This is a genomic window from Vagococcus penaei, assembly GCF_001998885.1.
In the GTDB taxonomy this organism is placed as follows: domain Bacteria; phylum Bacillota; class Bacilli; order Lactobacillales; family Vagococcaceae; genus Vagococcus; species Vagococcus penaei.
Genome location: NZ_CP019609.1, coordinates 2,257,697 through 2,280,901 on the forward strand (window position 1 = coordinate 2,257,697; position 23,205 = coordinate 2,280,901).

At 34.9% G+C, this 23,205-nt stretch carries 19 protein-coding genes; 17 read left to right on the forward strand and 2 right to left on the reverse strand.

The features are described 5' to 3' along the window. Positions 1-7: 7 nt before the first annotated feature. The 6 genes from BW732_RS10810 (at position 8) to BW732_RS10835 (ending at position 6,969) form a co-directional block, all read left to right on the forward strand. On the forward strand, positions 8-2,683 hold the full coding sequence (locus BW732_RS10810) for a sensor histidine kinase (protein WP_077276744.1): 2,676 nt from the start codon (positions 8-10) through the stop codon (positions 2,681-2,683). Next, on the forward strand, positions 2,676-3,371 hold the full coding sequence (locus BW732_RS10815) for a response regulator transcription factor (RefSeq protein WP_077276745.1): 696 nt from the start codon (positions 2,676-2,678) through the stop codon (positions 3,369-3,371). Before BW732_RS10810 ends, BW732_RS10815 begins: the two co-directional genes overlap by 8 nt. A gap of 162 nt (positions 3,372-3,533) precedes the next feature. Then, positions 3,534-4,730, forward strand: a complete 1,197-nt coding sequence (locus BW732_RS10820; protein WP_194295476.1) for a betaine/proline/choline family ABC transporter ATP-binding protein — start codon at positions 3,534-3,536, stop codon at positions 4,728-4,730. A gap of 3 nt (positions 4,731-4,733) precedes the next feature. Beyond that, positions 4,734-5,369: an ABC transporter permease gene (locus tag BW732_RS10825; RefSeq protein WP_077276747.1), complete on the forward strand. Its 636-nt coding sequence runs from the start codon at positions 4,734-4,736 to the stop codon at positions 5,367-5,369. A gap of 8 nt (positions 5,370-5,377) precedes the next feature. Continuing rightward, entirely contained in the window at positions 5,378-6,301 is a 924-nt protein-coding gene (locus tag BW732_RS10830) for an osmoprotectant ABC transporter substrate-binding protein (RefSeq protein ID WP_077276919.1), read from the forward strand. Beyond that, positions 6,301-6,969 carry an ABC transporter permease gene (locus tag BW732_RS10835; RefSeq protein WP_077276748.1) on the forward strand — a complete coding sequence of 223 codons (669 nt, stop codon included), beginning with the start codon at positions 6,301-6,303 and terminating at the stop codon, positions 6,967-6,969. Before BW732_RS10830 ends, BW732_RS10835 begins: the two co-directional genes overlap by 1 nt. Positions 6,970-7,022: 53 nt before the next feature. On the opposite strand, the gene BW732_RS10840 is transcribed toward BW732_RS10835, so the two are convergent. Continuing rightward, a complete protein-coding gene (locus BW732_RS10840) occupies positions 7,023-8,738 on the reverse strand; it encodes an ABC transporter ATP-binding protein (RefSeq protein ID WP_077276749.1) in 1,716 nt (571 codons plus the stop codon). Positions 8,739-8,940: 202 nt separating this feature from the next. On the opposite strand from BW732_RS10840, the gene recQ reads away from it, so the two are divergent. The 11 genes from recQ to BW732_RS10895 all read left to right on the forward strand — a co-directional run bounded on the left by recQ (position 8,941) and on the right by BW732_RS10895 (position 21,579). Beyond that, positions 8,941-10,698 (forward strand): DNA helicase RecQ, encoded by a 1,758-nt coding sequence (recQ, locus tag BW732_RS10845; protein ID WP_077276750.1) that lies wholly within the window; start codon positions 8,941-8,943, stop codon positions 10,696-10,698. Between the two features lie 183 nt (positions 10,699-10,881). Further along, complete coding sequence (locus BW732_RS10850) at positions 10,882-11,916, forward strand: hypothetical protein (protein WP_077276751.1); 1,035 nt, start codon at positions 10,882-10,884, stop codon at positions 11,914-11,916. 281 nt (positions 11,917-12,197) lie between these two features. Next, positions 12,198-13,400 carry an acyl-CoA dehydrogenase FadE gene (gene fadE / locus BW732_RS10855; RefSeq protein WP_077276752.1) on the forward strand — a complete coding sequence of 401 codons (1,203 nt, stop codon included), beginning with the start codon at positions 12,198-12,200 and terminating at the stop codon, positions 13,398-13,400. A gap of 111 nt (positions 13,401-13,511) precedes the next feature. Beyond that, a complete protein-coding gene (locus tag BW732_RS10860; protein ID WP_077276753.1) occupies positions 13,512-14,414 on the forward strand; it encodes a LysR family transcriptional regulator in 903 nt (300 codons plus the stop codon). Between the two features lie 250 nt (positions 14,415-14,664). Continuing rightward, the gene (locus BW732_RS10865; protein ID WP_077276754.1) at positions 14,665-15,846 is read left to right on the forward strand and encodes an acetyl-CoA C-acetyltransferase; all 1,182 of its coding nucleotides are present in this window, start codon (positions 14,665-14,667) and stop codon (positions 15,844-15,846) included. Between the two features lie 38 nt (positions 15,847-15,884). Then, positions 15,885-17,021 (forward strand): acyl-CoA dehydrogenase family protein, encoded by a 1,137-nt coding sequence (locus tag BW732_RS10870; RefSeq protein ID WP_077276755.1) that lies wholly within the window; start codon positions 15,885-15,887, stop codon positions 17,019-17,021. Positions 17,022-17,026: 5 nt separating this feature from the next. Beyond that, complete coding sequence (locus BW732_RS10875; RefSeq protein ID WP_077276756.1) at positions 17,027-17,890, forward strand: 3-hydroxybutyryl-CoA dehydrogenase; 864 nt, start codon at positions 17,027-17,029, stop codon at positions 17,888-17,890. A gap of 5 nt (positions 17,891-17,895) precedes the next feature. Next, positions 17,896-18,675 (forward strand): enoyl-CoA hydratase-related protein, encoded by a 780-nt coding sequence (locus BW732_RS10880; RefSeq protein WP_077276757.1) that lies wholly within the window; start codon positions 17,896-17,898, stop codon positions 18,673-18,675. Between the two features lie 36 nt (positions 18,676-18,711). Beyond that, positions 18,712-19,998, forward strand: coding sequence for an acetyl-CoA hydrolase/transferase family protein (locus tag BW732_RS10885; protein ID WP_228414943.1), 1,287 nt, complete (start codon positions 18,712-18,714; stop codon positions 19,996-19,998). Between the two features lie 30 nt (positions 19,999-20,028). Beyond that, entirely contained in the window at positions 20,029-20,895 is an 867-nt protein-coding gene (locus BW732_RS10890; RefSeq protein WP_077276758.1) for a YtnP family quorum-quenching lactonase, read from the forward strand. A 21-nt stretch (positions 20,896-20,916) separates the two neighbouring features. Next, positions 20,917-21,579 (forward strand): MIP/aquaporin family protein, encoded by a 663-nt coding sequence (locus BW732_RS10895; RefSeq protein ID WP_077276759.1) that lies wholly within the window; start codon positions 20,917-20,919, stop codon positions 21,577-21,579. A 212-nt stretch (positions 21,580-21,791) separates the two neighbouring features. Here BW732_RS10895 and BW732_RS10900 read toward each other — a convergent pair whose 3' ends face one another. After that, positions 21,792-22,847 (reverse strand): beta propeller repeat protein, encoded by a 1,056-nt coding sequence (locus BW732_RS10900; RefSeq protein ID WP_126844152.1) that lies wholly within the window; start codon positions 22,845-22,847, stop codon positions 21,792-21,794. Positions 22,848-23,205 lie beyond the last annotated feature (358 nt).

The window sequence follows — 23,205 nt, forward strand, 5'->3', positions numbered from 1 at the left end:
GAAGGATGTGAAGACAAGAGTGACTGATACGACGACTAAAAAAGTATCTACTTCTAAAAAGGGCATCTTACGAATTTACTTTGGGTATGCTGCAGGGGTCGGTAAAACTTATTCAATGTTAAAAGATGCTCAGGAACTAAAAAGTGATGGGATTGATGTAGTCGTTGGTTATGTTGAACCCCATAAACGTCCAGAAACCATGGCGCTACAAGTTGGATTAGAGCAACTACCACTGTTAACAGGGAGTTATCGTTCAAAAACCTTAACCGAGTTTGATTTAGATTATGCTTTATTAAGAAAACCAAAATTAATTTTAATTGATGAATTGGCACATAGCAATGCGCCTATTTCACGAAATAAAAAGCGATACCAAGATGTTGAAGAGTTACTTAATGCAGGAATTGATGTATTTACAACAGTGAATGTTCAACATCTTGAAAGTCTAAATGATATTATTGAAAAAATTTCAACGATTACCGTTAATGAGCGAATTCCTGATACAATTTTTGATCAGGCGGATCAAATTGAATTAGTGGATATTGACCCAACCGATTTATTGGACCGATTAGTACGAGGTAAGATTTATCAACCTCAAGCGATTGAACGGGCGTTAGAAAATTTTTTTACAGTTGGTAAATTAGTAGCATTGCGTGAAATTGCACTTAGAAAAACGGCAGATCAAGTCAATCGTATGGCTAACGAACAATGTGTCAATCAAACTAGTGCCTATACGCGTGAACATATTTTAGTTTGTGTGTCGCCATCACCAAGCAGTTTATATGTCATCCGTTCTGCGGCAAGGCTAGCTCAAGCATTTAATGCCGTTTTAACAGGGGTCTATGTCGAAGAAAATGAGTCAGAGCTATTAGAGGATAAGCGACTAACTTTACACGAAAATATTCGCTTGGTAGAACAACTTGGTGGTCAAATTACGACATTGCATGGCGACAATATTGGAGAACAAATTAGTGCTTACGCGAAAGCAAGTTATGTCTCAAAAATTGTAGTTGGTAAAAGTGTCCGAGCGAATTGGTGGAGTAAAAAATCAATTGTGGATGAATTAACCGAGATGAATCCGATGAGTGACATTTATGTGATTCCTGATAAATATCAAAAAGTTATAAGAAAAAAGACATTAAAGCCAATTGCTTTTCCTGCTTTTAGTATTAGTGATAGTTTAAAAACTATGGCTATTTTAATTAGTTGTACTCTAGTTGGTTTATTGTTTAACTATTGGGATTTTAATATTTCTAATATCATCACTGTCTATATTCTAGGAGTCCAATTAAATGCGATGGTAACAACTAGTCCGATGTATAGTGTATTGTCTTCTATTCTTAGTGTTTTGACATTTAATTTTATTTTTACGGAACCTCGTTTTACCTTTGAAGCATTTAGTTCAGGCTATCCAATGACTTTTTTTATCATGTTAGTTGCAGGTTTAATCACGAGTTCATTGACCCAACGGATGAAGGCTCATGCGATTAAATCAGCAGAAAAAGCTTATCGAACAGAACTTCTATTTGAAACGAATCAGTTACTGCAAGGTGCTTCAGGTATCAAGAATATTTTACGTGAAACCGGAAAACAATTGACACGTCTATTAAAAAGGCAGATTATTATTTATCCAGTGAGTGCTGATAAATTAGAAGAAGTGATGATTTTAGGATTAGATGAAGTTATTCCGGAAGTTGATACCACACAGATAGTTAATGAACGTGCCGTAGCAGACTGGGTTTTGAAAAATAATAAGCGCGCCGGAGCAACTACTAATACCTTGTCTGGGTCGCATTATTTATATTTAGCTATTCGTAATAAAGACCAAGTATTTGCGGTTATTGGAATCTCAATGCATCAACAAGACAGTTTAGAGTCATTTGAAAAAAGTATTTTGATGGCTATTTTAGGTGAAAGTGCGCTATCTTTAGAAAAAGAATGGTTACAGGAAAAACAATATGATATAGCGACTCAAATTGAGAAAGAGCAGTTAAGGTCTAATTTATTACGGGCAATTTCACATGATTTGAGGACGCCATTAACGGCGATTTCTGGAAATGCTAAATTGTTGTTAGATAAAAAAGCCCAATTCACAAATTCACAACAACAAGATGTTTTACTAACAATCTCAGATGATGCGATTTGGTTAATACATTTAGTTGAAAATTTATTATCAATCACTAAATTAGACAATCAGTTAGTCGAGTTAAATTTACAAGTTGATGTTATACCAGATATTCTAGATGAGGCAATTAGACACGCAGACCGACAATTATTGGAGCGTGAATTTATTGTGGATATTCAAGATGAGTTATTACTTGCTAAGGTGGATGCTCAATTGTTTATGCAAGTTATTGTTAATCTTTTGAATAATGCTGTGAAATATACATCATCTGAAGTGAAAATTTGGCTGAAAGTTAGAAAAAAAAATCATCGGTTAATTATCGAAGTAGGGGATAATGGCCCTGGGTTGTCAAAAAAAGAAAAGCAACATGCATTTGAACCCTTTTTTACAGGTGAACAAGCAGTCGTTGATTCAAGACGCGGTATGGGACTTGGTTTATCATTGTGCAAAAGTATTATCGATGCTCATGATGGATCCATCGTTATAACTGACCACAATCCTCATGGTACAATCATCACAATTGAATTAGAAGAAGCGGAGGTGCGACCATTAAATGACTAAATATAATATATTAGTAATTGAAGATGACCCATCAATTAGTAAACTCATTACAATGACGTTAGGCATGTATGATTATCAATATGATTCTAAAAAAACTGGCAAAGAAGCCTTATTTAAAATTGTCAGTCAGCAACCAGATATTATTTTATTAGATTTAGGTTTACCAGATATGGATGGTACAGAGATTATTAAGAAAGTGCGAGCTTTTTCTGACATACCAATTATTATTGTCAGCGCTAGAAACGAAGAACGTGCAAAAATAGAAGCTCTTGATTTAGGTGCGGACGACTATATCACAAAGCCATTTAGTATGGATGAGTTATTGGCTAGATTGCGAGTGAGTATTCGGAGAGTGAATCAAGCTAAATACGTTCAGCAAGAGGCGTCACGTTTGTTCACCAATGGCCGATTAACAATTGATTATTTAGCTAATACCGTAGCAATTAACCAACAATTTATTCATGTAACGCCAATTGAGTATCGCTTGTTATGCTTATTTGCTAAAAATGTTGACCGCGTTTTAACTTATCACTATATTTTACGTGAGGTTTGGGGAATTCAAGATAATGATGCCTCAGCATTACGAGTATTTATGAGAACTTTACGTAAAAAAATTGAGGAAGACCCTTCACATCCAACATTAATTCAAACTCATATTGGTGTGGGTTATCGAATGGTTAGTGAGTAAAAAGTGATTTTTGTTTATAAGTGTTTATTTATTTGTAAATAGTTTACGCCTTTCAAAAGATAACTAATTTGCTTAGTTATCTTTTTTTATTGTTAATTACTCTTTTTTGTAGCATACTTAATAAGTATAGGGATTTAAAAAGACAAATATGAGGTGAAAAGAATGATAGAATTTCAAAGTGTATCAAAAATCTATAAAGGGAATAAAATTGCCGTTGATAACGTCAATCTATCGTTTGAAAAAGGAGAATTTATTTGTTTTATAGGGACAAGTGGTAGTGGAAAGACAACATGTATGCGTATGATTAATCGGATGACGGATCCTTCTAAAGGAAAAATTTTAATTGATGGCGATGATATTTTATCATTTAATCCAATTGAATTAAGGCGGAAAATTGGTTATGTCATCCAAAATATTGGACTAATGCCACATATGACAATCCGAGAAAATATTGTACTCGTACCAAAGTTATTGAAAGTTGATCAAGAAGAACGAAACCGTATTGCTGATAAAATGATCGATTTAGTCGAGCTACCACGTGAGATGCTTGATCGCTATCCCAGTGAGTTATCGGGGGGACAACAACAGAGAATCGGTGTAGTCCGTGCATTGGCTGCAAACCAAGATATTATTTTAATGGATGAACCATTTGGTGCACTAGATCCAATTACTCGTGATTCGTTACAAGATTTGGTAAAGGATTTACAGGAACGTTTAGGTAAAACAATTGTCTTTGTAACACATGATATGGACGAAGCTTTAAAATTAGCTAGTCGGATTGCGATTATGAGTGAAGGGAAATTAATTCAATTTGACACGCCAGATAATATTCTACGTAATCCAGCGAATAATTTTGTTGAGGAGCTAATTGGTGAAAATCGCCTTATTCAAGGGAAGACTGATACGACAACTGTTGGCGAAGTCATGTTGAATGAAGCGGTCACAATCACACCAGAAAAATCATTATCACAAGCTATTCGATTAATGCGTGAAAAGCGTGTAGATACTTTACTTGTGGTCGATGGTGCGGGTATTTTAAAAGGATTTATTGATATTGAAACGCTAGATCGTAAGCGTCATACAGCAACTAGTGTGAGTGATTTATTAAATCCTAATGTCTTTTTTGTGAAGAAGACGTCGTTGCTACGTGATACGCTTCAACGTATTTTAAAACGTGGCTTAAAATATGTTCCCGTTGTTGATGAGCAGAAAAAAGTCGTTGGTATATTAACTCGTGCTTCACTAGTAGATATTGTCTATGATGTCATTTGGGGCGAGGAAGAAGATTTAGCTGCAGCGTCTAGCCAACAATCTGATGATGTTGTTACACCAGTCAGTAAGTCACAAACGGAGGTGTAAAGAATGCAACAGTTTTTAGCAGAACGTGGTGGAGAGTTAATGACTAAAATTTGGGAACATCTTTTTATTTCAGGTGTCGCACTATTACTTGGTATTTTATTTGCTGTCCCAATTGGTATTTTATTGACGCGTACAAAACGTCTAGCAACGATAGTAATCGGGATAACTAGTGCCTTACAAACAGTGCCTTCATTAGCATTGTTAGCATTGATGATTCCAATTTTTGGTGTTGGTAAAATTCCAGCGATTATTGCGCTATTTATTTACTCTTTATTACCTATTTTGAGAAACACGTATATTGGGATTCAAGATGTTGGCACCGATTACACAGATGCAGCAAAAGGAATGGGGATGACTAATACGGAATCGGTCTTTATGGTCGAATTACCATTAGCGATGCCCACGATTATGGCAGGTATCCGGTTGTCAGCAGTTTATGTGATTGCATGGGCAACGTTAGCGTCATATATTGGTGCTGGTGGATTAGGGGATTTTATCTTCAGTGGATTAAATAACTATCAACCCGCATTAATATTCGCTGGGACGATTCCAGTAACTTTGTTAGCCTTAGCTGCAGATTTATTATTAGGTCGGTTAGAGAAAAAACTAACACCAAAAGCACTAAGGGGGACAAAATAATGACTAAGATGTTGAAAAAAATACTTCTAGCGATTGGAGCACTTTTATTACTATCTGGCTGTTCACTCCCAGGCTTAGCGTCAAATTCAGATGATACAACAATTGCGATTACAGGTGGTATTACGTCAGAAGCACAAATTTTAGCTAGTTTAACAGCTGGTATGGTGGAGCACTATACTGGACAAAAAACAACGATTATTAATAATCTGGCCACGACAACGATTAACCATCAGGCAATGTTAAATGGCGATGCACAAATTTCCGCTGCACGTTATACAGGGACAGATTTAACTACGACACTTGGTATGAAGCCGGTGAAAGATCCAAAAGAAGCATTCAACACAGTTAAAACAACCTTCGACAAAAAGTATCATCAAAAATGGTTTCCATCATACGGTTTTGATAATACTTATGCGTTTATGGTGACGAAAGAAACAGCTGAAAAATATCAGTTGAAAACGGTCAGTGATTTGAAAAAAGTTGCTTCAGAATTAACAGCTGGGGTGGATACTTCATGGATTGATCGTAAAGGTGATGGGTACCATGGTTTTACTAAAGAGTATGGTTTTGATTTTGGTCGTGTATTCCCAATGCAAATTGGTCTAGTTTATGACGCAGTTGCAGCAAATAAAATGGACGTTGTATTGGGTTATTCGACAGATGGTCGTATTGGTAGTTATGATTTAGTTGTTCTAGAAGATGATTTGAAATTCTTTCCGCCTTATGATGCATGTATTGTCGCGACGGATGCTATTTTAGATGAGTATCCTAAATTAAATGAAGCATTAGGGCGTCTGTCTGGGAAAATTTCTACAGAAACGATGCAAAAACTAAACTATGAAGCGGATAATAATTTAATGGAACCACAAACAGTCGCAGAAAATTTTCTTCGTGAGCATAATTATTTTGAAACAGAAGGGAGTAACCGCTAATGCAAAATTTACAAGAGTTGAATTTACTCCAACAATTTTTATATTATTTTGAACAAAACGGTAGTTATGTCTTAAGTCAATTCATGCGCCACTTTTTAATTTCAATTTATGGAGTACTGTTTGCAGCAATTGTCGGTATCCCGATTGGCATTTTAATTAGTCGCCGTACAAAAATGGCAGGTTGGGTTATTAGTATTGCTAACCTAATACAAACAGTTCCCTCATTAGCGATGTTGTCAATTTTGATGTTGGGACTTGGTCTAGGTGTGAATACAGTAATCATTACAGTATTTTTATATTCTTTGTTACCGATTATTAAAAATACTTATACAGGAATGATCCAAGTAGATAAAAATATTTTAGATGTTGGTAAAGGAATGGGTATGACAATGTGGCAAAGACTGTATATGGTCGAATTACCACTATCAGTTTCTGTTATAATGGCTGGTATTCGTAATGCACTAGTTGTTGCTATTGGTATTACTGCTATCGGTTCTTTTGTTGGTGCTGGTGGGCTTGGTGACATCATTATTCGTGGGACTAACGCTACAGACGGCACAGCGATTATCTTAGTAGGTGCACTACCGACTGCATTTATGGCGATTATCACAGATTGGGTCTTAGGTACGATTGAACGACGTTTAGATCCAGCTAGTAAACATTCTTAAAATAAAAACCATCAAATGATTGTCAAAACAATCGTTTGGTGGTTTTTTATTTGTTAAGCTCTAAATTGTGCATCATACAACGCGCGATATGCACCGTTTAACGCCATTAATTCTTCATGAGTTCCTTGCTCGGCAATGCCTGTTTCGTTCACGACAACAATTCGTGTGGCATGTTTAATGGTTGCTAAACGATGGGCAATCATTAGAGTTGTCCGACCCTCTGATAAAGACATCAAAGATTCTTGAATAATGTTTTCTGTTTCAGTATCTAAAGCCGATGTTGCTTCGTCTAAAATTAAGATTGGTGGATTTTTCAAAAACATTCGAGCAATAGCGACTCGCTGTTTTTGCCCACCTGATAATTTAACCCCACGTTCGCCAATTATTGTGTCAAGACCATGTGGTAGATTATCAATCACTTGTTCTAAGTGTGCTAAGGCAACAGCATGTTGAATTTCTTGATCGGTAGCGTCTAATTTACCATAGGCAATATTTTCTTTTAGCGTGCCTGGGAAAAGAAAGACATCTTGTTGCACAATCCCAATTTGTTGACGTAAACTATTTAAGCTAATATCTTCAATCGCTAAGCCATCAATTGTAATTGTTCCTTGATCAATGTCATAAAAACGAGGTAATAGATTGCACAAGGTTGTTTTACCAGCTCCACTTGGCCCAACAAAAGCAATGATTTCACCAGCAGAAATGGTTAACGATAAATCGTCCAATACTTTTGTGCCATCACTGTAGCTGAAAGATACGTGATTATAAACAATATTTCCTGTTAAATTTGATACAGTAATAGCATCTGGCTTGTCTTTAATCGTAATGTCGCGATCTAGCTCTTCAGCAAATCTCTTAAAACCGGCAAATCCTTTGGGATAACTTTCAATCATTGTATTAATTTTTTCAATCGGACGAGCAAAAACTGAAGCTAGTAAAATAAATCCAACAAAATTTCCTTCAGTAATTTCTCCTTGAATGGTAAAGTAAGCACCAAATAATAAAGCAAATAAACTAATTAAACGAATTAATAAATAATTATAAGATGAACTAAGTGCCATTGTTTTATAAAAAGCTAGTTTTGATTGACGATACAATTGGTTTAATCCGCTAAATTTTTTACTTTCAAAGGATTCATTGGCAAAAGCTTTGGTGACACGAATACCACTGACACTTGCTTCAATACCTGAATTGAATTCACCAAGATTTTCATAAATTGTCGTATTGACCTTTGTCATTCGTTTGTTGAAAAATACCATGGCAATTGTAATAAATGGTACCATGATAGCGGTAATAATGGCTAACTGTGGATGAATAGAATACATTAAGGCAAAAGACCCAATTAAAGTCATAAATGTGATAAAAATATCTTCCGGACCATGATGAGCTAATTCGGAAATTTCAAATAAGTCGGTGGTTAACCGAGTCATCAATTTTCCTGTTTTTTGATTATCATAATAGTCAAATGGTTGTTTTTGCAAATGTTGAAACAATTCATCTCGCATATCTGTCTCAATATTAACACCTAATTTGTGGCCAAAATAAACAACAATATATTGCAAGCCAGTATTAACTAAATAAAAAACAAATAGGCCCAGTGATACTAAAATGATTAAGCTCAAGTCTTTACTTGGCATAATCTTATCAATCGTTTGATTGACAATTACTGGAAAGGTTAATTCTAAAATAGCAGCTAACGTCGCACAACCAAAATCAAGTAAAAATAAAGCTCTATAAGGTCGGTAATAACTAAAAAAACGTTTGAACATAAAAATCCTCCTAACAAATAATGACATGTCGCATTAACTATCTACTATAGCATAGAATTAAGAATTTATTAACTTTAGAGTGAGTAAGTAGTAGGGCAAATGAAGTTAACCGGTTATCGTATTTTTAATTAGTAGAAAAACAAGACTATCGAATTTTTTAGAATCCTGTATAATAGCTAATGATGGAAGTGAGGGGTAATTTATGAATGACGTATTACGTTTATTAGAGGAAAAATTTGGCTACCAAACATTGCGAACAGGACAGGCAGAAATTATCCAAGCAATATTACAAAAACAAGATGTCTTAGGTATTATGCCAACAGGTGGCGGAAAATCAATTTGTTATCAACTACCTGCCTTAATGCTTGAGGGCTTAACATTAGTCGTCTCACCATTAATTTCCTTGATGAAAGATCAAGTGGATAGCTTAAATGACATGGGAATTTCAGCCACCTATATTAATAGCTCGCTTGATTATCAAGCAATCCGTGAGCGTCTGGGTCAAGCCGCGCGTGGTGAAATTGATTTGTTGTATGTGGCGCCAGAGCGATTAGCAACAGCTGATTTTTTAGAGCTACTTCGCCACGTCACGATTGATTTAGTAGCAATTGACGAAGCACATTGTATTTCACAGTGGGGCCATGATTTTCGTCCCAGTTACTTAAATTTAGCTGAAACGCTGCGCTCCTTTTCACCACGACCGACAATTGTTGCTTTGACGGCAACTGCCACACCCGAAGTGGCAACAGATATTTGCGAGTTATTATCGATTCCTGTAACTAATCAAATCAAGACGGGTTTTGCACGCAAAAATTTAGCATTTCAGGTTGTTAAAGATCAACGTGATAATTATTTATTAGAGTTTTTAAAAATGAATGCCACTCAGTCTGGAATTATTTATGCTAGTACACGAAAAGAAGTCGAACGTATTTTTCGATTGATTCAGCACAAAGGCTTCAAAGTTGGTAAATACCATGGTGGTATGACAGAAGAGGAACGGACCATGAATCAAGAAGATTTTACTTTTGACCGCATTCAAGTTATGGTGGCCACAAATGCTTTTGGTATGGGGATTAATAAAAGTAATGTGCGTTTTGTCATTCATGCACAAATGCCTGGTAACTTAGAGTCATATTATCAAGAGGCTGGACGTGCTGGTCGTGACGGACTGCCTAGTGAAGCGATTTTATTGTACGGGGCACAAGATAGCCAAATTCATCAGTTTTTTATTGAACAATCGGATTCATCACTTGATTACAAGCAACATGAATATTTAAAGTTACGCGAGATGAGCCAGTATGCACATACTCAAATGTGTTTGCAATGCTATATTTTACGGTATTTTGGTGAGCAGGGTGAGGAGTGTGGTCAATGTAGTAACTGTCTTGATGAACGGGAATCAGTCGATATTACTTTGGTGGCCCAAAAAGTTTTATCGTGTGTTAAACGTATGGATGAAAAATTTGGAAAGACACTAGTTGGAAAAGTGTTGACTGGCTCAAGTGATCAGAAAGTGACACAGTGGAAGTTTCAACAATTGAGTACTTATGGTTTGATGGCAGATTGGACTTTGAAAGAAGTTGTTCAATTAATTGATTATCTAACTGCGGAAGGTTATCTGCTTCCCTCTCAAGGTCAATATCCGGCTTTATCGCTGTCCCATTCAGGCATTGAGGTATTATTGGGTAGACAAATTGTCTATCGTAAACAAGCGGTAATTAAAAAACTTGAATTAGATACGGAATTATTACGTAAAATGAAGGAACTGCGTACGGATTTAGCTTCGGAACAAAACTTACCGCCATATGTTGTTTTTTCAGATAAAACATTACAAGAACTAGCCGAAAAACAACCACAAACGGCACTAGAATTTCTTCAAATTAAAGGTGTTGGTCAAAATAAACTAGATAAATATGGCGATGTCTTTATGTCGCTGATCAAAGAGCATAGTGGGATATAATCAATTTAGTTGTAGCTACGATAACTTATCGTAGCTACAACTTTTTTAATAACGTATATTATTTTATTGTTACTCGATATCAACTAGATTTTTTACAATAAATACACTATAATTAAACAAATATCAGCCATTCAAGGTTGCTATTGCTTATTATTAAATAACGGGAAGGGGAAATTATAGGGGATGAAAAAATTAATTATTTATTCATGTATGGGGATGCTAGTGGCTTTAAGTGGTTGTTCGAATGAGAAAAAAGTTAATCAGACAAATCACTCTGAAGTCGAAAAAACGAGTCAATCAAGTGTTACAAAGAGTCAAGTAATCTCTGGAAAAAATCAGAGCGATGTGACGTTTGCCGAGCAGAGAGATGATTATGACGTGGTATCTGGTGCGACACAAACGACTTTTGGTTCAAATCCAAAAGCAAAATATAGCAAAGAAGAAAAGCTCGCTAAAATGTTTTGGAGCAATCAACCACCATTAGGGTATTTGGAGGGTTACTATTATCATAATGAAGGACAATTTGAAGGTGGTAATTACGGGATTGTTGAAGTCGTTACGAATCAAGAAACAAATGATATTTTAAATGTTGAATTTACAGAGTTTGCCAGTGACCCATATTATGAAGAGAAGTATTCGGGTGTCAATAAACGTTTATCGGATTATGCATTTTTTCAAGCGGCTAATCCTCGCACAGATGATACTTTGGTGACCGTTGTTAATGGGATTACATTTGTTGAGCAACAAATGCGAGAAGAAAATCGTGTAACTGGTGAGTTTGAAACAGTCAAAGGATCATCTAACTCTGCTAGAAAAGGATTTATGCCTTTAGCAGCACAAATGGACCAGTGGATTCGTGAGCCGTATAATGCGATGTATTATGGTTATGCCGAAGAATTAGACAATGGATTAATTGGACGATTACAGATAGTCACAACTGATGGAAAAATAACTGATGTCAGATACGATGAATATTTTGCCGATATACCCGAAAAAATGACCGACGAGGCTCTTAAACCATTTTATCGACAATCTAAATATTATTCTCTAGATTATAATCAGGAAACTAATCATGACTTTGTTAAATTTGCGGATGCACTTAAAAAAGATGTCATTAACAATCAAGAGCTATTTAGTTCGAATGAAAAATTGAAGGAGCATCCATCTTATCCTATTTATGAATCACTCGCAAAACAATTAAAAGGATTAGGCAAGTAAACTTAGTAATTTAATTAAGCAGTCAATAAGTGTACAATAGGTTGATTGCTTTTTATAGGAAATGTAATCGATTACAATAAATCTGATTTTAGCAACTTATTTTTAACCTTTTTTTATGGGAAGAAATTCGTAAAGTAACGTGTAACGCTTGTTTTGTAAGGGGTTTCTATTCCTATTAGTTTTACTAATAGAAAACATAACATTTGTTAAGTGGCGGTTTGGTCAAATTCGACGTAAGATTTAGGTGTTAAAACAATTACTCAAAGAGGAGAGAAAAAATAATGTCATACTTAGAAGAATTGAAAGATTTTTATCCGTTAGATTTGTATTCGTTTTCAAAAAAATTAACAGAAGGTGAATTTACAATTCTTAAAAAATTACGTCATGTATTAGAAACAGATGTAAAACCTGTTGTTAATGAGCACTGGGAAAAAGGAGAATTTCCTTTTAAAGAATTCCAAAAAGTTGCTGAAGTTGGAATTATGAACAGCCCACTATTATTTGAAGGCCGCGAATCTTCAAGAAAACCAAGTGAATTATATAATGCATTCTTATATTTAGAATTAGCTAAAATGGATGCATCAATTGCTACATTCTATACAGTTCACGGTGGTTTATGTTACAACACGATTCTTTTAGGTGGTAGTGAAGAACAAATCGCTCACTATGCTCCAAAAGTAGCATCATTTGAATGGCAAGGTTGTTTTGGTTTAACTGAGCCTGATCATGGTTCCGATATTGCTGGTGGATTAGCAACAACTGCTGAGAAAAAAGGCGATAAATGGATTTTAAATGGTGAAAAACGTTGGATTGGTGGCGCAAATACTGCCGATATCTTACCAATCTTTGCAAGAGATACTGCTGATAACAAAATCAAATGTTTTGTTGTCCCTGGAGGATCTAAAGGCTTGAAAGTTGATGTTATTCAACAAAAAGTTGCTTTACGCGAAGTTCAAAATGGTCATATCTACTTAGATAACGTTGAAGTAGATGATAGCACTCGCTTAGTTAACATCAATGGCTTTAAAGATGTTTCAAGAATTTTACGTTCAACACGTGCTGACATTGCTCATTTAGCAATGGGAATGACTTATGGTTCATTAGAATCAGCATTAAAATATGTTAAAGAACGTGATCAATTTGGTCGTAAAGTATCTTCATTCCAATTAGTTCAAGAAAAATTAGCACGTATGGAAGCAAACGTTGTTGCCACAATGGCTTACTCAGTACAATTAGCAACTTTACAAGAAGAAGGATACTTCTTAGAAGAAAACTCTGCTTTAGCTAAAATGCATAACGCATTAAGAATGCGTGAAACGGTTGCCTTAGGACGTGAAGTTTGTGGTGGAAATGGTATCACTTTAGATACTGACGTAGCACGATTCTTCGCTGATGGAGAAGCAATTTACTCATATGAAGGAACTCATGAAATCAATGCTTTATTAGTTGGTCGTCACTTAACTGGTACTAGCGCATTTGTATAAAACGAAAAAACAAACAGAACTTTATCGCTTTAGCTCTGTTTGTTTTTCTTTTTTTGTGGAATATAGTATATTGTTCTTAACTAACAATTACAAGCGAAAGAGGTAGGATGGATGGATATTCAGCAATTGTATTATTTTATGAATATTGTCGAGTGTGGGTGTAATTTATCTTTAGCTGCAAAGAAGATTCACATTACTCAGTCAGCGTTAAGCCAATTAATTATTAATTTTGAAACTAATGAAGAACTTGTATTATTTTATCGTAAAAATGGACGTTTAGACTCGTTAACGCCTAGTGGAGAAAAGCTGTATGTCTATGCTCAAGAGATAACAAAGCTGCATGAGCAGATGAATCAGATGGTTCGTAAAGAGGCTGCGAAACAAAAAGGAACGATTCGGATTGGTTTACCTTCACTAATTTTAAGGATATTTTTCTCATCATTTTTCCCAAAATTATCCGTTGATAATACGAATATTAAAATTGAAATTGTTGAAGGTGGTAGCAACTATCTACGGAAAATGTTATTTAAAAATGATTTAGATTATGCGATTTTAATTGAACCAACCAACTTAGATACCAAAAGTTTTGAAGAGCACGTCATTCAAATTGATGAAATGACTGCCTTTGTTTATCATGATCATCCATTAGCTTATCGTCCTTTATTGCACTGGGAAGACTTGAAACCGTATCCGATTGCAACGTTTAATGAAACATATACAACCAATGAATTAGTCCGTAATAAATTGCGTAAAGTCGGTTTAGAAGAGGGGATTAAACTGGAATCGTCTTCATGGGATTATCTAGTTGAGGCAACTCAAGAATCAAATATCATTACGATTTTACCTTCACCAATTGAGCGGACTATGGATAAAACGTTATTTAAAGAAATTCACTTTAAAGATCCAATCCCATTTAATGTGCTGCTATGTCGACCGATTAAACAGAGTTATAGTGATGTTGAAAGCAGTGTATATGAATCGATTTTAAGATATTTTTACCAACCAGTTATTTAAGAAATAAAATTAGCTATGATGAATTTTGAGGATATATCAATTTATCATGACTATTTTTTTTATTAATTTGTTTAATAAGTGATGAAATTAAGGGAATATAATATACATTCTTCGCCAAAAATTCCTTTTTAAAAACCTATTAGTTTTACTAATAGGTAAGATAATAATTACTTGTTAGATTTTTTGGTCAATTCAATATAAGATAGGTATGTAAAATAAAACGCTTTAAACAGACGTAGGAGGAATAGTAGTGAAAGAAGTAGTCATTGTAGCAGCAAGAAGAAGTCCAATTGGTTCTTTTGGAGGCAGCTTGAAAAATATAAATGCCGTAGAATTAGGCCAAAAAGTTGTTGTAGAAACATTAAAGGATATTAACTTAGATCCAGCTGAAGTTGATGAAGTTATCTTAGGTAATGTTTTATCTGGTGGTCTTGGACAAAATGTTTCAAGACAAATTGCTATCAACGCTGGTATCCCTCAAGATGCTTCAGCATTTACAATTAATAAAGTTTGTGGGTCTGGTTTGAAATCAGTTATCCTAGGTGCTCAATCAATTATGTTGGGTGATAATGAAGTAGTAGTTGTTGGTGGTTCTGAAAGTATGAGTCAAGCACCATACGTATTACCAACTGCACGTTACGGACAACGTATGGGTGATGGTAAAATCGTTGATACTATGTTATCTGATGGTCTGACTGATGCTTTCCACGGTATTCATATGGGAATTACAGCTGAGAACATTGCTGAAAAATATGGTTTCACACGCGAAGCTCAAGATGAGTTTGCGGCTAAGAGCCAAAACAAAGCAGAAAAAGCTATCAAAGAAGGTCGCTTCAAAGATGAAATTGTACCAATTGAGATTCCACAACGTAAAGGTGAACCAGTTATTTTCGCTCAAGATGAGTTTCCAAGATTTGGTTCAACTGCTGAATCTTTAGGTAAATTACGTCCTGCATTTAAAAAAGATGGTACAGTAACTGCTGGTAATGCATCTGGAATTAATGATGGCGCAGCTATTTTAGTTTTAATGACTCGCGAAAAAGCAGAAAAATTAGGCTTAGAAGTCTTAGCATCTGTTGTATCTTATGCTTCTGCTGGTGTTGATCCATTAATCATGGGTACTGGACCAATTAGCGCAACTAAAAAAGCGCTAGCTAAAGCTGAGATGAGTGTAGATGATTTAGAATTAGTTGAGTCAAATGAAGCTTTCGCTGCTCAAGCAATGAGTGTAGCACAAGAATTAAACTTAAATGAAGACATTACAAACGTTAATGGTGGTGCAATTTCTCTAGGTCATCCAATCGGAGCAAGTGGTGCACGTATTTTAGTATCATTAATCCATGAAATGAAAAAACGTGATGCTAAAAAAGGTCTAGCAACTCTATGTATTGGTGGCGGACAAGGAATTTCTTTAGTAATTAAAAGAGATTAATACCCAAAGTAAAAGTTAAGTAGGAGAGGGAAAATACAATGAATACAGAGAAAAGGCATGATTTAGTTGTCAAAGTTGCTGAATATTCTCATGATGAGCTAGCAAATGTTGCTAGACATTATGATATGTCTGAAGAATTTCCTGAAAAAGAAATTAAGCATTTATTTCAAATGGAAATTTTAGAAAAACTGTATGCGCAAGGAGACGATTTTACACTTCACGACTATCTCAGTACGATTCGCCTAATTTGTAAAAATTTTCCAGCGTTAGGAAGTATTTTATTAACGCAAGAAAGTCATTGTGTTTTCCCGATTGCTACTTTTGGAACAACTAAACAAAAAGAGAAGTATTTCCATCGTGGCCTAGTAGGTGATATATATGGTTGTTTCGCACTTAATGAGCCAATAACTGGTAGTGATTTAGAGGAAATGGCAACAATCGCAATAGAAACTCCAGATGGCTGGGAAATAACCGGTCAAAAAGATTATATTTCGAATGCACCAGTTGCTGACGTGCTACTAATTGCTGCTAAGGTGCGCAGCCTAGATGGAACTGAAGACTATGGTGTGTTTGTAATAGACAAAAAAACACCAGGAGTCAAAGTTGGTCGAATGGAACAAAAAATGGGTATAAAGGCATTGCCAGTTGCGGGGATTAAATTAGATCACGTACAACTTAGTAAAGAGCAATTACTTGGGGGCATTATTGATGGCCGTAAACAAATTGGTTATATTTTAAATCGTAACCGACTTGCAGTTGCTGCACAGTCATTAGGAATTGCTGGTGGAGCATTGGATCGAGGCTTAACTTATGTGTCATATGACCGTAACATAGGTAAGCGCTTAATTGATATGCAGACGACCCAATTTAAATTAGCGGACATTGAAACACAAATTTATGCCGCAAGAGCATTACTCATGCAAGGTTTAGACAACAACGATACACAAGATGATCGTTTTGTTGCGATGACAAAGTTAACAGCATCAAATTTAGCTATTGAAACCACTGAAACCATTATTAATTTAACTGGAGGCTATGGTTATATGCGTAATAACGATATTGAACGCTTTGTACGCGACGCAAAAATTACATCTATTTATGGTAGTTCCTCCGATCGATTACGTAAGATCATTGCACAACCATGGGTAGAGCGAAAATCAATAAGGAAAAGGTGAACCACGTGTCAATTAAAAAAATTATGGTTATTGGATCAGGTCAAATGGGAAGCGGAGTTGTTCAAGTATTAGCAACAGCTGGCTATACCGTTTATATGAATGATATTAAAGAAGAATCAGTTCAAAACGGATTAACTAAAATTAAAACATTTTTAGACAAATCTGTTCAACGTCAATCAAAAACTGCTGAACAAGTAGCAGAAATTTTAGAACGTATTATTCCTTCGACATCTTATGATGATGCAAAAGATGTTGACTTAGTCATTGAAGCGGCAACTGAAAATAAAAAAATCAAGTTGAGTATTTTTAAAGAATTAGACGCTATTGCGCCAGAACATGCAATTTTAGCGACTAATACATCATCACTATCAATTACAGAAATTGCTTCTGTTACAAATCGTCCAGAAAAAGTTATTGGTATGCATTTCTTTAATCCAGTACCATTAATGAAATTAGTTGAAATTAACTATGGTTTAGGTACAAGTAAAGAAACTGGCGAAATTATTGTTGAAGTGGCTGACAAAATTAAAAAAGTGTCAATCGATATCAAAGATTCACCAGGTTTTGCGGTTAACCGTATCTTAATCCCAATGATTAATGAAGCAATCTTTGTTTTAGGTGAAGGGATTGCAACAGCAAGCGAAATTGATGAAGCGATGATGTTAGGCGCAAACCACCCAATGGGACCTTTAGCTTTAGCTGATTATATTGGTTTGGATACATGTCTATCAATTATGAATGTTCTTTATGAAGGCTTTAATGATTCTAAATATCGTCCAGCGCCATTATTGAAGAAATATGTTGAAGCTGGTTGGTTAGGTAATAAAGTTGGTAAAGGTTTCTACGATCATAAAAAAGGTGGGAAATAATCAAAATGGCAAATTTTACAGCATTATCAGTTGAAAATGGTGTCGGAATGTTGACAATTGAACGTCCTAAAATGTTAAATGCTTTAAGTAGTGACGTCTTAAAAGAATTGGAACAAATGGTTGATGAAATCAGTATGCGTCAAGATATTGATGTTGTTATCGTAACTGGATCTGGTAATAAATCGTTTGTTGCTGGAGCAGATATTTCAGAAATGAAAGAGAAAAACGTCTTCGAAGGTCGTGAATTTTCAACTTACGGGAATAAAGTTTTTTATAAATTAAGTACGCTAAGACAACCAACAATTGCTTGTATTAATGGTTTTGCACTTGGTGGTGGATGTGAGCTAGCTTTAGCTTGTGATTTACGAATTGCTGCTGAAAATGCGAAGTTTGGTCAACCAGAAGTTGGCTTAGGGATCATTCCTGGATTTGGTGGAACGCAACGATTGGTTCGTTTAGTAGGAACTGGTGTTGCAAAAGAATTAATCTTTACAGGTAATGTTATTTCTTCAGATGAAGCTTATCGCATTGGTTTAGTTAACCGTGTAGTTACTCAAGAGGCTTTAATCGAAGAAGGTTTAAAAATTGCTAAATCTATTCAAAAAAATGCATTACTAGCTGTTGAATTGAGTAAAGAAGTGATTGATCGTGGACTAGAAATGAGTTTAGATAATGGATTACGATTAGAAGCTGAAGTGTTCGGTTCACTATTTTCAACTAAAGATCAAACAGAAGGCATGACAGCTTTCATTAACAAACAAAAACCAAATTTTACTAAAAAATAAAAATGCAGAATTTTCTGACAAAAAGGAGACTACCTCATGAACTTTAAAGAAATGTATCGACAAAAATTAACTACAGCCGATCAAGCAGTTAACGTTATTGAACCTAATGACGCGATTGTTTTCCCTATCATGCCAGGTGAGCCACCAGCATTATTAGATGGTATTAGAGCAATGACAACATTAAAAGGTAATAAATTGTACCGTATGTTACCAAGTTTCCCAATTGTAGGTAAAGATGAATCTGAATTAAAAGAAATTTCAATTTTCTTATCTGGTATGGATCGTAAAGCAATGAATGATGGTAAAGTAGATTTATTACCTAATCATTTTTCTGATATTCCTTCAATTTTAAAAGATCGTGATGGCGATCAGTTAGTTATTATGGCAACTGTCTCACCAATGGATGAAGAAGGGAATTTTTCTTTAGGGACAAGTCCATCATACGTGGCGTCATTAATTAGTGGAGCAAAACGTATTGTTTTAGAAGTTAATCCAAATATGCCAAGAACTTTCGGTGATAAAAATACAATTCACATTAGTCAAGTAGACGCATTAATTGAAAATGACGTTGATTTACCAGAACTAATCAGTCCTAAATTAAGTGAAAAAGATTTAGCTATCGGGAAAGAAATCGCGAAAAAAGTTAAAGATGGCGATACATTACAAATTGGTTTTGGGGCAATGCCCAATGCTGTTATGGAATATTTAACAGATAAAAAACATTTAGGTTTACATACAGAAATGTTACCGGAGCGCCTAGTTGATTTAACTGAAAAACGAGTGATTGATAACTCACACAAAGAAATTCATGAAGGCAAGTCAGTTGCAACATTTGCAATTGGTAGCAAACGTTTATATGAATTTATGGATAATAATCCTGATATCTTGATGTTACCATGTGACTACACAAATAATTTTGATGTGATTAAGCAAATGAAAAATTTAGTTGCAATCAATTCATCAGTCGAAGTAGACTTTTTAGGTCAATGTAACTCTGAACGTGTGAAGAGTATGTATTATTCATCAACAGGTGGACAATCAGACTTCATGAAGGGTGTTCGTTTAACTGAAAATGGTACAGGCATCATTTGTCTATACTCAACTGCAAAAGGTGACGAAATTTCAACAATTGTACCAATGTTATTTGAAGGCGCGCCTGTATCAACATCTAAAAATGATATTGATACTGTCGTAACTGAATACGGCAGTGCAGTCTTAAAGAGCAGTACAATTTCTGAGCGAACTGAACGTCTAATTAATATTGCTCATCCGAAATTCAGAGATGAGTTAATGGCTAAAGCTAAAGAATTAAATTATTTATAAACAATTAATATAGCAAAGGAGGTCATCATATTGGATACATTGACATTCCATAATATGACACTGACATGGTTAGAAGGTGGTATTACACATCTTGACGGTGGCGCAATGTTCGGCGTTGTTCCAAAACCAGTTTGGAGTAAAAAGTACCCTGTGAATGAAAGAAATCAAATTGAATTACCAACTGACCCAATACTGATTCAATATCAAGGGAAAAATTTATTGATTGACTCAGGAATTGGCAATGCTAAATTAAGTGAGAAACAACGGAAAATCTTCGGTGTTACTCGAGAATCTGAAGTTGAAGCATCGCTTAATACATTAAATTTAACACCTGAGGACATTAATTTTGTTTTAATGACACATATGCATTTTGATCATGCAACAGGATTAACTGTTTTTGATGAAGCTAGTCAAACCTATAAGTCATATTTTCCAAATGCTAAGATTTACATCCAAGCAACGGAATGGGCAGAGATGAAGGCACCAAATATTCGTTCGAAAAGTACTTATTGGTCGATGAATTGGGAAGCGATTGCTGACCAAGTAATGACATACGAAGAAAAAGTTGAAGTGCTTCCAGGAATTTCAATGATCCATACAGGCGGACATAGTGATGGTCATGCATTGATTAAGTTAGAGCAAGATGGCGAAGTTATTTTGCATATTGCAGATTTAATGCCAACACATGCACATAAAAATCCATTATGGGTCCTAGCCTATGATGACTATCCAATGACATCTATTCATCAAAAAGTAGCTATTTTTGATGAAGCACACAAGCATGACTACCGCTTTATTTTTTACCATGATGCATTTTATAGAATGGTACGTTGGAATGAAGACGGGACAGAAATTATAGAAACACTAGAACGATCTCGAAAACGAGATATCGAATAGTTGAAATTTGGGGGAAGTAATTTGTTTAGAATAGGTTTAGCAGAGTTTATAGGAACATTTTTATTAGTATTTATTGGTACAGGAACTGCCGCTTTAAGTGGTGCATATGTTGGTACTTTAGGAATTGGTTTAGGTTTTGGTTTAGCTATTATGGTAGCAGTCAATACGGTTGGACCAATTTCTGGTGCACATTTGAATCCTGCAGTAACGTTGAGTATGTTAGTAAATAAACGCGTATCTGGTCAAGAATTTATGGTTTATGTAGTTGGGCAATTTTTAGGTGCATTATTTGGAACGACTGTTCTTTATAGTATCTTATCTATGTCAACTTTTGGGACAGATATGTTAGCTCAAACGGTATATACTGATATTTCGACATTAGGTGCATTTCTTGTTGAATTAATTTTGACAGCCATTTTAGTATTCACTATTATGTCAGTTACAAGTAAAAAAACTGCAACAAGCTATAATGGTTTAGCAATTGGTTTAACTTTAACCATGTTACATTTTATTGGGGTTCCAATGACTGGCATGTCAGTTAACCCTGTAAGAAGTTTGGCACCGGCACTGTTTGTAGGCGGTGAGGCGTTATCACAAGTCTGGTTATATATCTTAGCACCTTTAGTCGGAGGAGTTTTAGCTGCTCTGTTAGCGAAATTCTTTTTAAAAACTGAAGAAAATTAATTAAAAAACTCTCGTAAGTCCTTAGTGACTTGCGAGAGTTTTTTTGACTTTAATTTAATCAATTAGCTCAATTTGTGACAGTTATTTGACAAAACTCCATGTTTCACCACCATCAGTTGACTGGAATAAATATGCCAATCATTTACCAACATCAACACCATCTGTTTTCAATAAATTGAATTTAGCTTCGAGAGTAGTTGTGCAAAGTTCCGTTATTTCATTGGAGATTGAAATAAGTCAATCCCATCTTTTGAATAGTTACTAGGAATAGTAACAATGGTATCTTTAAATGAGTGACTATAATTATCTGTGTAATACAAATCATTACGAGTAGCAATAAAACCTCTTACTTGAGAAAGATAACTAGTATTTTGGATTGGTTGGGTAATAGTCGTCTGTCCGCTTTCTTGCCAAGAATTACCATAATCTGCTGTTGTATAAATTGAAATTGTTTCCGATGAACGGTCATAGCGAGTAGAAAATAGCGCTACACCACTACCATCATTGAAGAAGGTTAGTTTTCGGTATCTAGCCATACCTAAGTTTTCACCAATTAGGTTTTTTTGCCATGTTTGTCCACTGTCTTTCGAGCTTAATTGATACACAGATTGCTGCTCGTCTTTAGGTGAAAAAATCAGCCATGACCAATCAGGTGATAAATCAAATGTTTTATCCATCCAATAGCCAACCGGAATAGTTCCCGTTGTTAAGGTGTAATCTCCAAATCTTAACCACTCTAGTTTGAGAGGGACGAATTCCCAAGATTTACCAAAATTTGTCGTCATAAATACGTCATTTGATTCGTGGTCTAATTGAAGTTGATTCATTTGATCAATTCTATTGATTGGTTTTTTACTCGTTTGGCTAACTATTTGTTGAACTGAGTTCTGGTCAGATTCATTAAAATTTCCACTAGTCTCATTTTCATTAGTTATTGGATAATTGGTAATTGGTGCAGTGATATAGCCATAAGCCCTAAATAGACCAGATAAAAATAAAATAGTACAACTAATAAAGATGGCGCGATAGTTAGTTCGATACTTGATACGATTAGGTTTTATATCGATAGACCAATTGGGTAATATAAATAATTCACTCGATTGCCACGGTAGTTTATCACATCGTAGTCCTATCATAACTTGTTGATTATCAATTGTCGTTGTTAAGTAGCAACAGCTTTCTTTTGAGATGACATAGTCTCTTTTCATTGTTTTCTTTGTTAGGTAATAGTACAAACTGTCTTGCTTTACCAATGTTTGATTAAGCATGGCTTTAATTTTTCTTTTTAACCACTTTGGATAATTATAAATTAGTTGACTTATTTTAAAGGCAAGAGCACTTAATATTATGAGAAAGCTAATGACTATTATAGTACCGATAATTAAGGATAAAGAATAGAGAGTTGCTAGCCGATTTAAGAAGATTGGTTTAACCATTTGCTTTATCAAAAAACGATAACACAAAGTACTAATACCAAAAAATAATATGGAGCTTAATAACCACCGTTTAACATGTTGACGATAATTAATTTTATAAAAAGTGAGAATTTTTTCTTGTTCAGTAATTAAATCAATCATTAATAGTTCAGTCGTAATAAAAAACCTCCGTTCTTAAAAATAATTATAA

What these genes read in the sequence shown, in the direction of transcription:
- BW732_RS10825 (WP_077276747.1), top strand. Translation starts at nt 4,734, where the DNA reads ATGCAACAGTTTTTAGCAGAACGTGGTGGAGAGTTAATGACTAAAATT.
- BW732_RS10835 (WP_077276748.1), top strand. Translation starts at nt 6,301, where the DNA reads ATGCAAAATTTACAAGAGTTGAATTTACTCCAACAATTTTTATATTAT.
- BW732_RS10815 (WP_077276745.1), top strand. Translation starts at nt 2,676, where the DNA reads ATGACTAAATATAATATATTAGTAATTGAAGATGACCCATCAATTAGT.
- BW732_RS10850 (WP_077276751.1), top strand. Translation starts at nt 10,882, where the DNA reads ATGAAAAAATTAATTATTTATTCATGTATGGGGATGCTAGTGGCTTTA.
- BW732_RS10830 (WP_077276919.1), top strand. Translation starts at nt 5,378, where the DNA reads ATGTTGAAAAAAATACTTCTAGCGATTGGAGCACTTTTATTACTATCT.
- BW732_RS10870 (WP_077276755.1), top strand. Translation starts at nt 15,885, where the DNA reads ATGAATACAGAGAAAAGGCATGATTTAGTTGTCAAAGTTGCTGAATAT.
- BW732_RS10900 (WP_126844152.1), bottom strand. Translation starts at nt 22,847, where the DNA reads ATGCTTAATCAAACATTGGTAAAGCAAGACAGTTTGTACTATTACCTA.
- BW732_RS10840 (WP_077276749.1), bottom strand. Translation starts at nt 8,738, where the DNA reads ATGTTCAAACGTTTTTTTAGTTATTACCGACCTTATAGAGCTTTATTT.
- BW732_RS10860 (WP_077276753.1), top strand. Translation starts at nt 13,512, where the DNA reads ATGGATATTCAGCAATTGTATTATTTTATGAATATTGTCGAGTGTGGG.
- BW732_RS10880 (WP_077276757.1), top strand. Translation starts at nt 17,896, where the DNA reads ATGGCAAATTTTACAGCATTATCAGTTGAAAATGGTGTCGGAATGTTG.
- BW732_RS10820 (WP_194295476.1), top strand. Translation starts at nt 3,534, where the DNA reads ATGATAGAATTTCAAAGTGTATCAAAAATCTATAAAGGGAATAAAATT.
- BW732_RS10885 (WP_228414943.1), top strand. Translation starts at nt 18,712, where the DNA reads ATGAACTTTAAAGAAATGTATCGACAAAAATTAACTACAGCCGATCAA.
- recQ (WP_077276750.1), top strand. Translation starts at nt 8,941, where the DNA reads ATGAATGACGTATTACGTTTATTAGAGGAAAAATTTGGCTACCAAACA.
- fadE (WP_077276752.1), top strand. Translation starts at nt 12,198, where the DNA reads ATGTCATACTTAGAAGAATTGAAAGATTTTTATCCGTTAGATTTGTAT.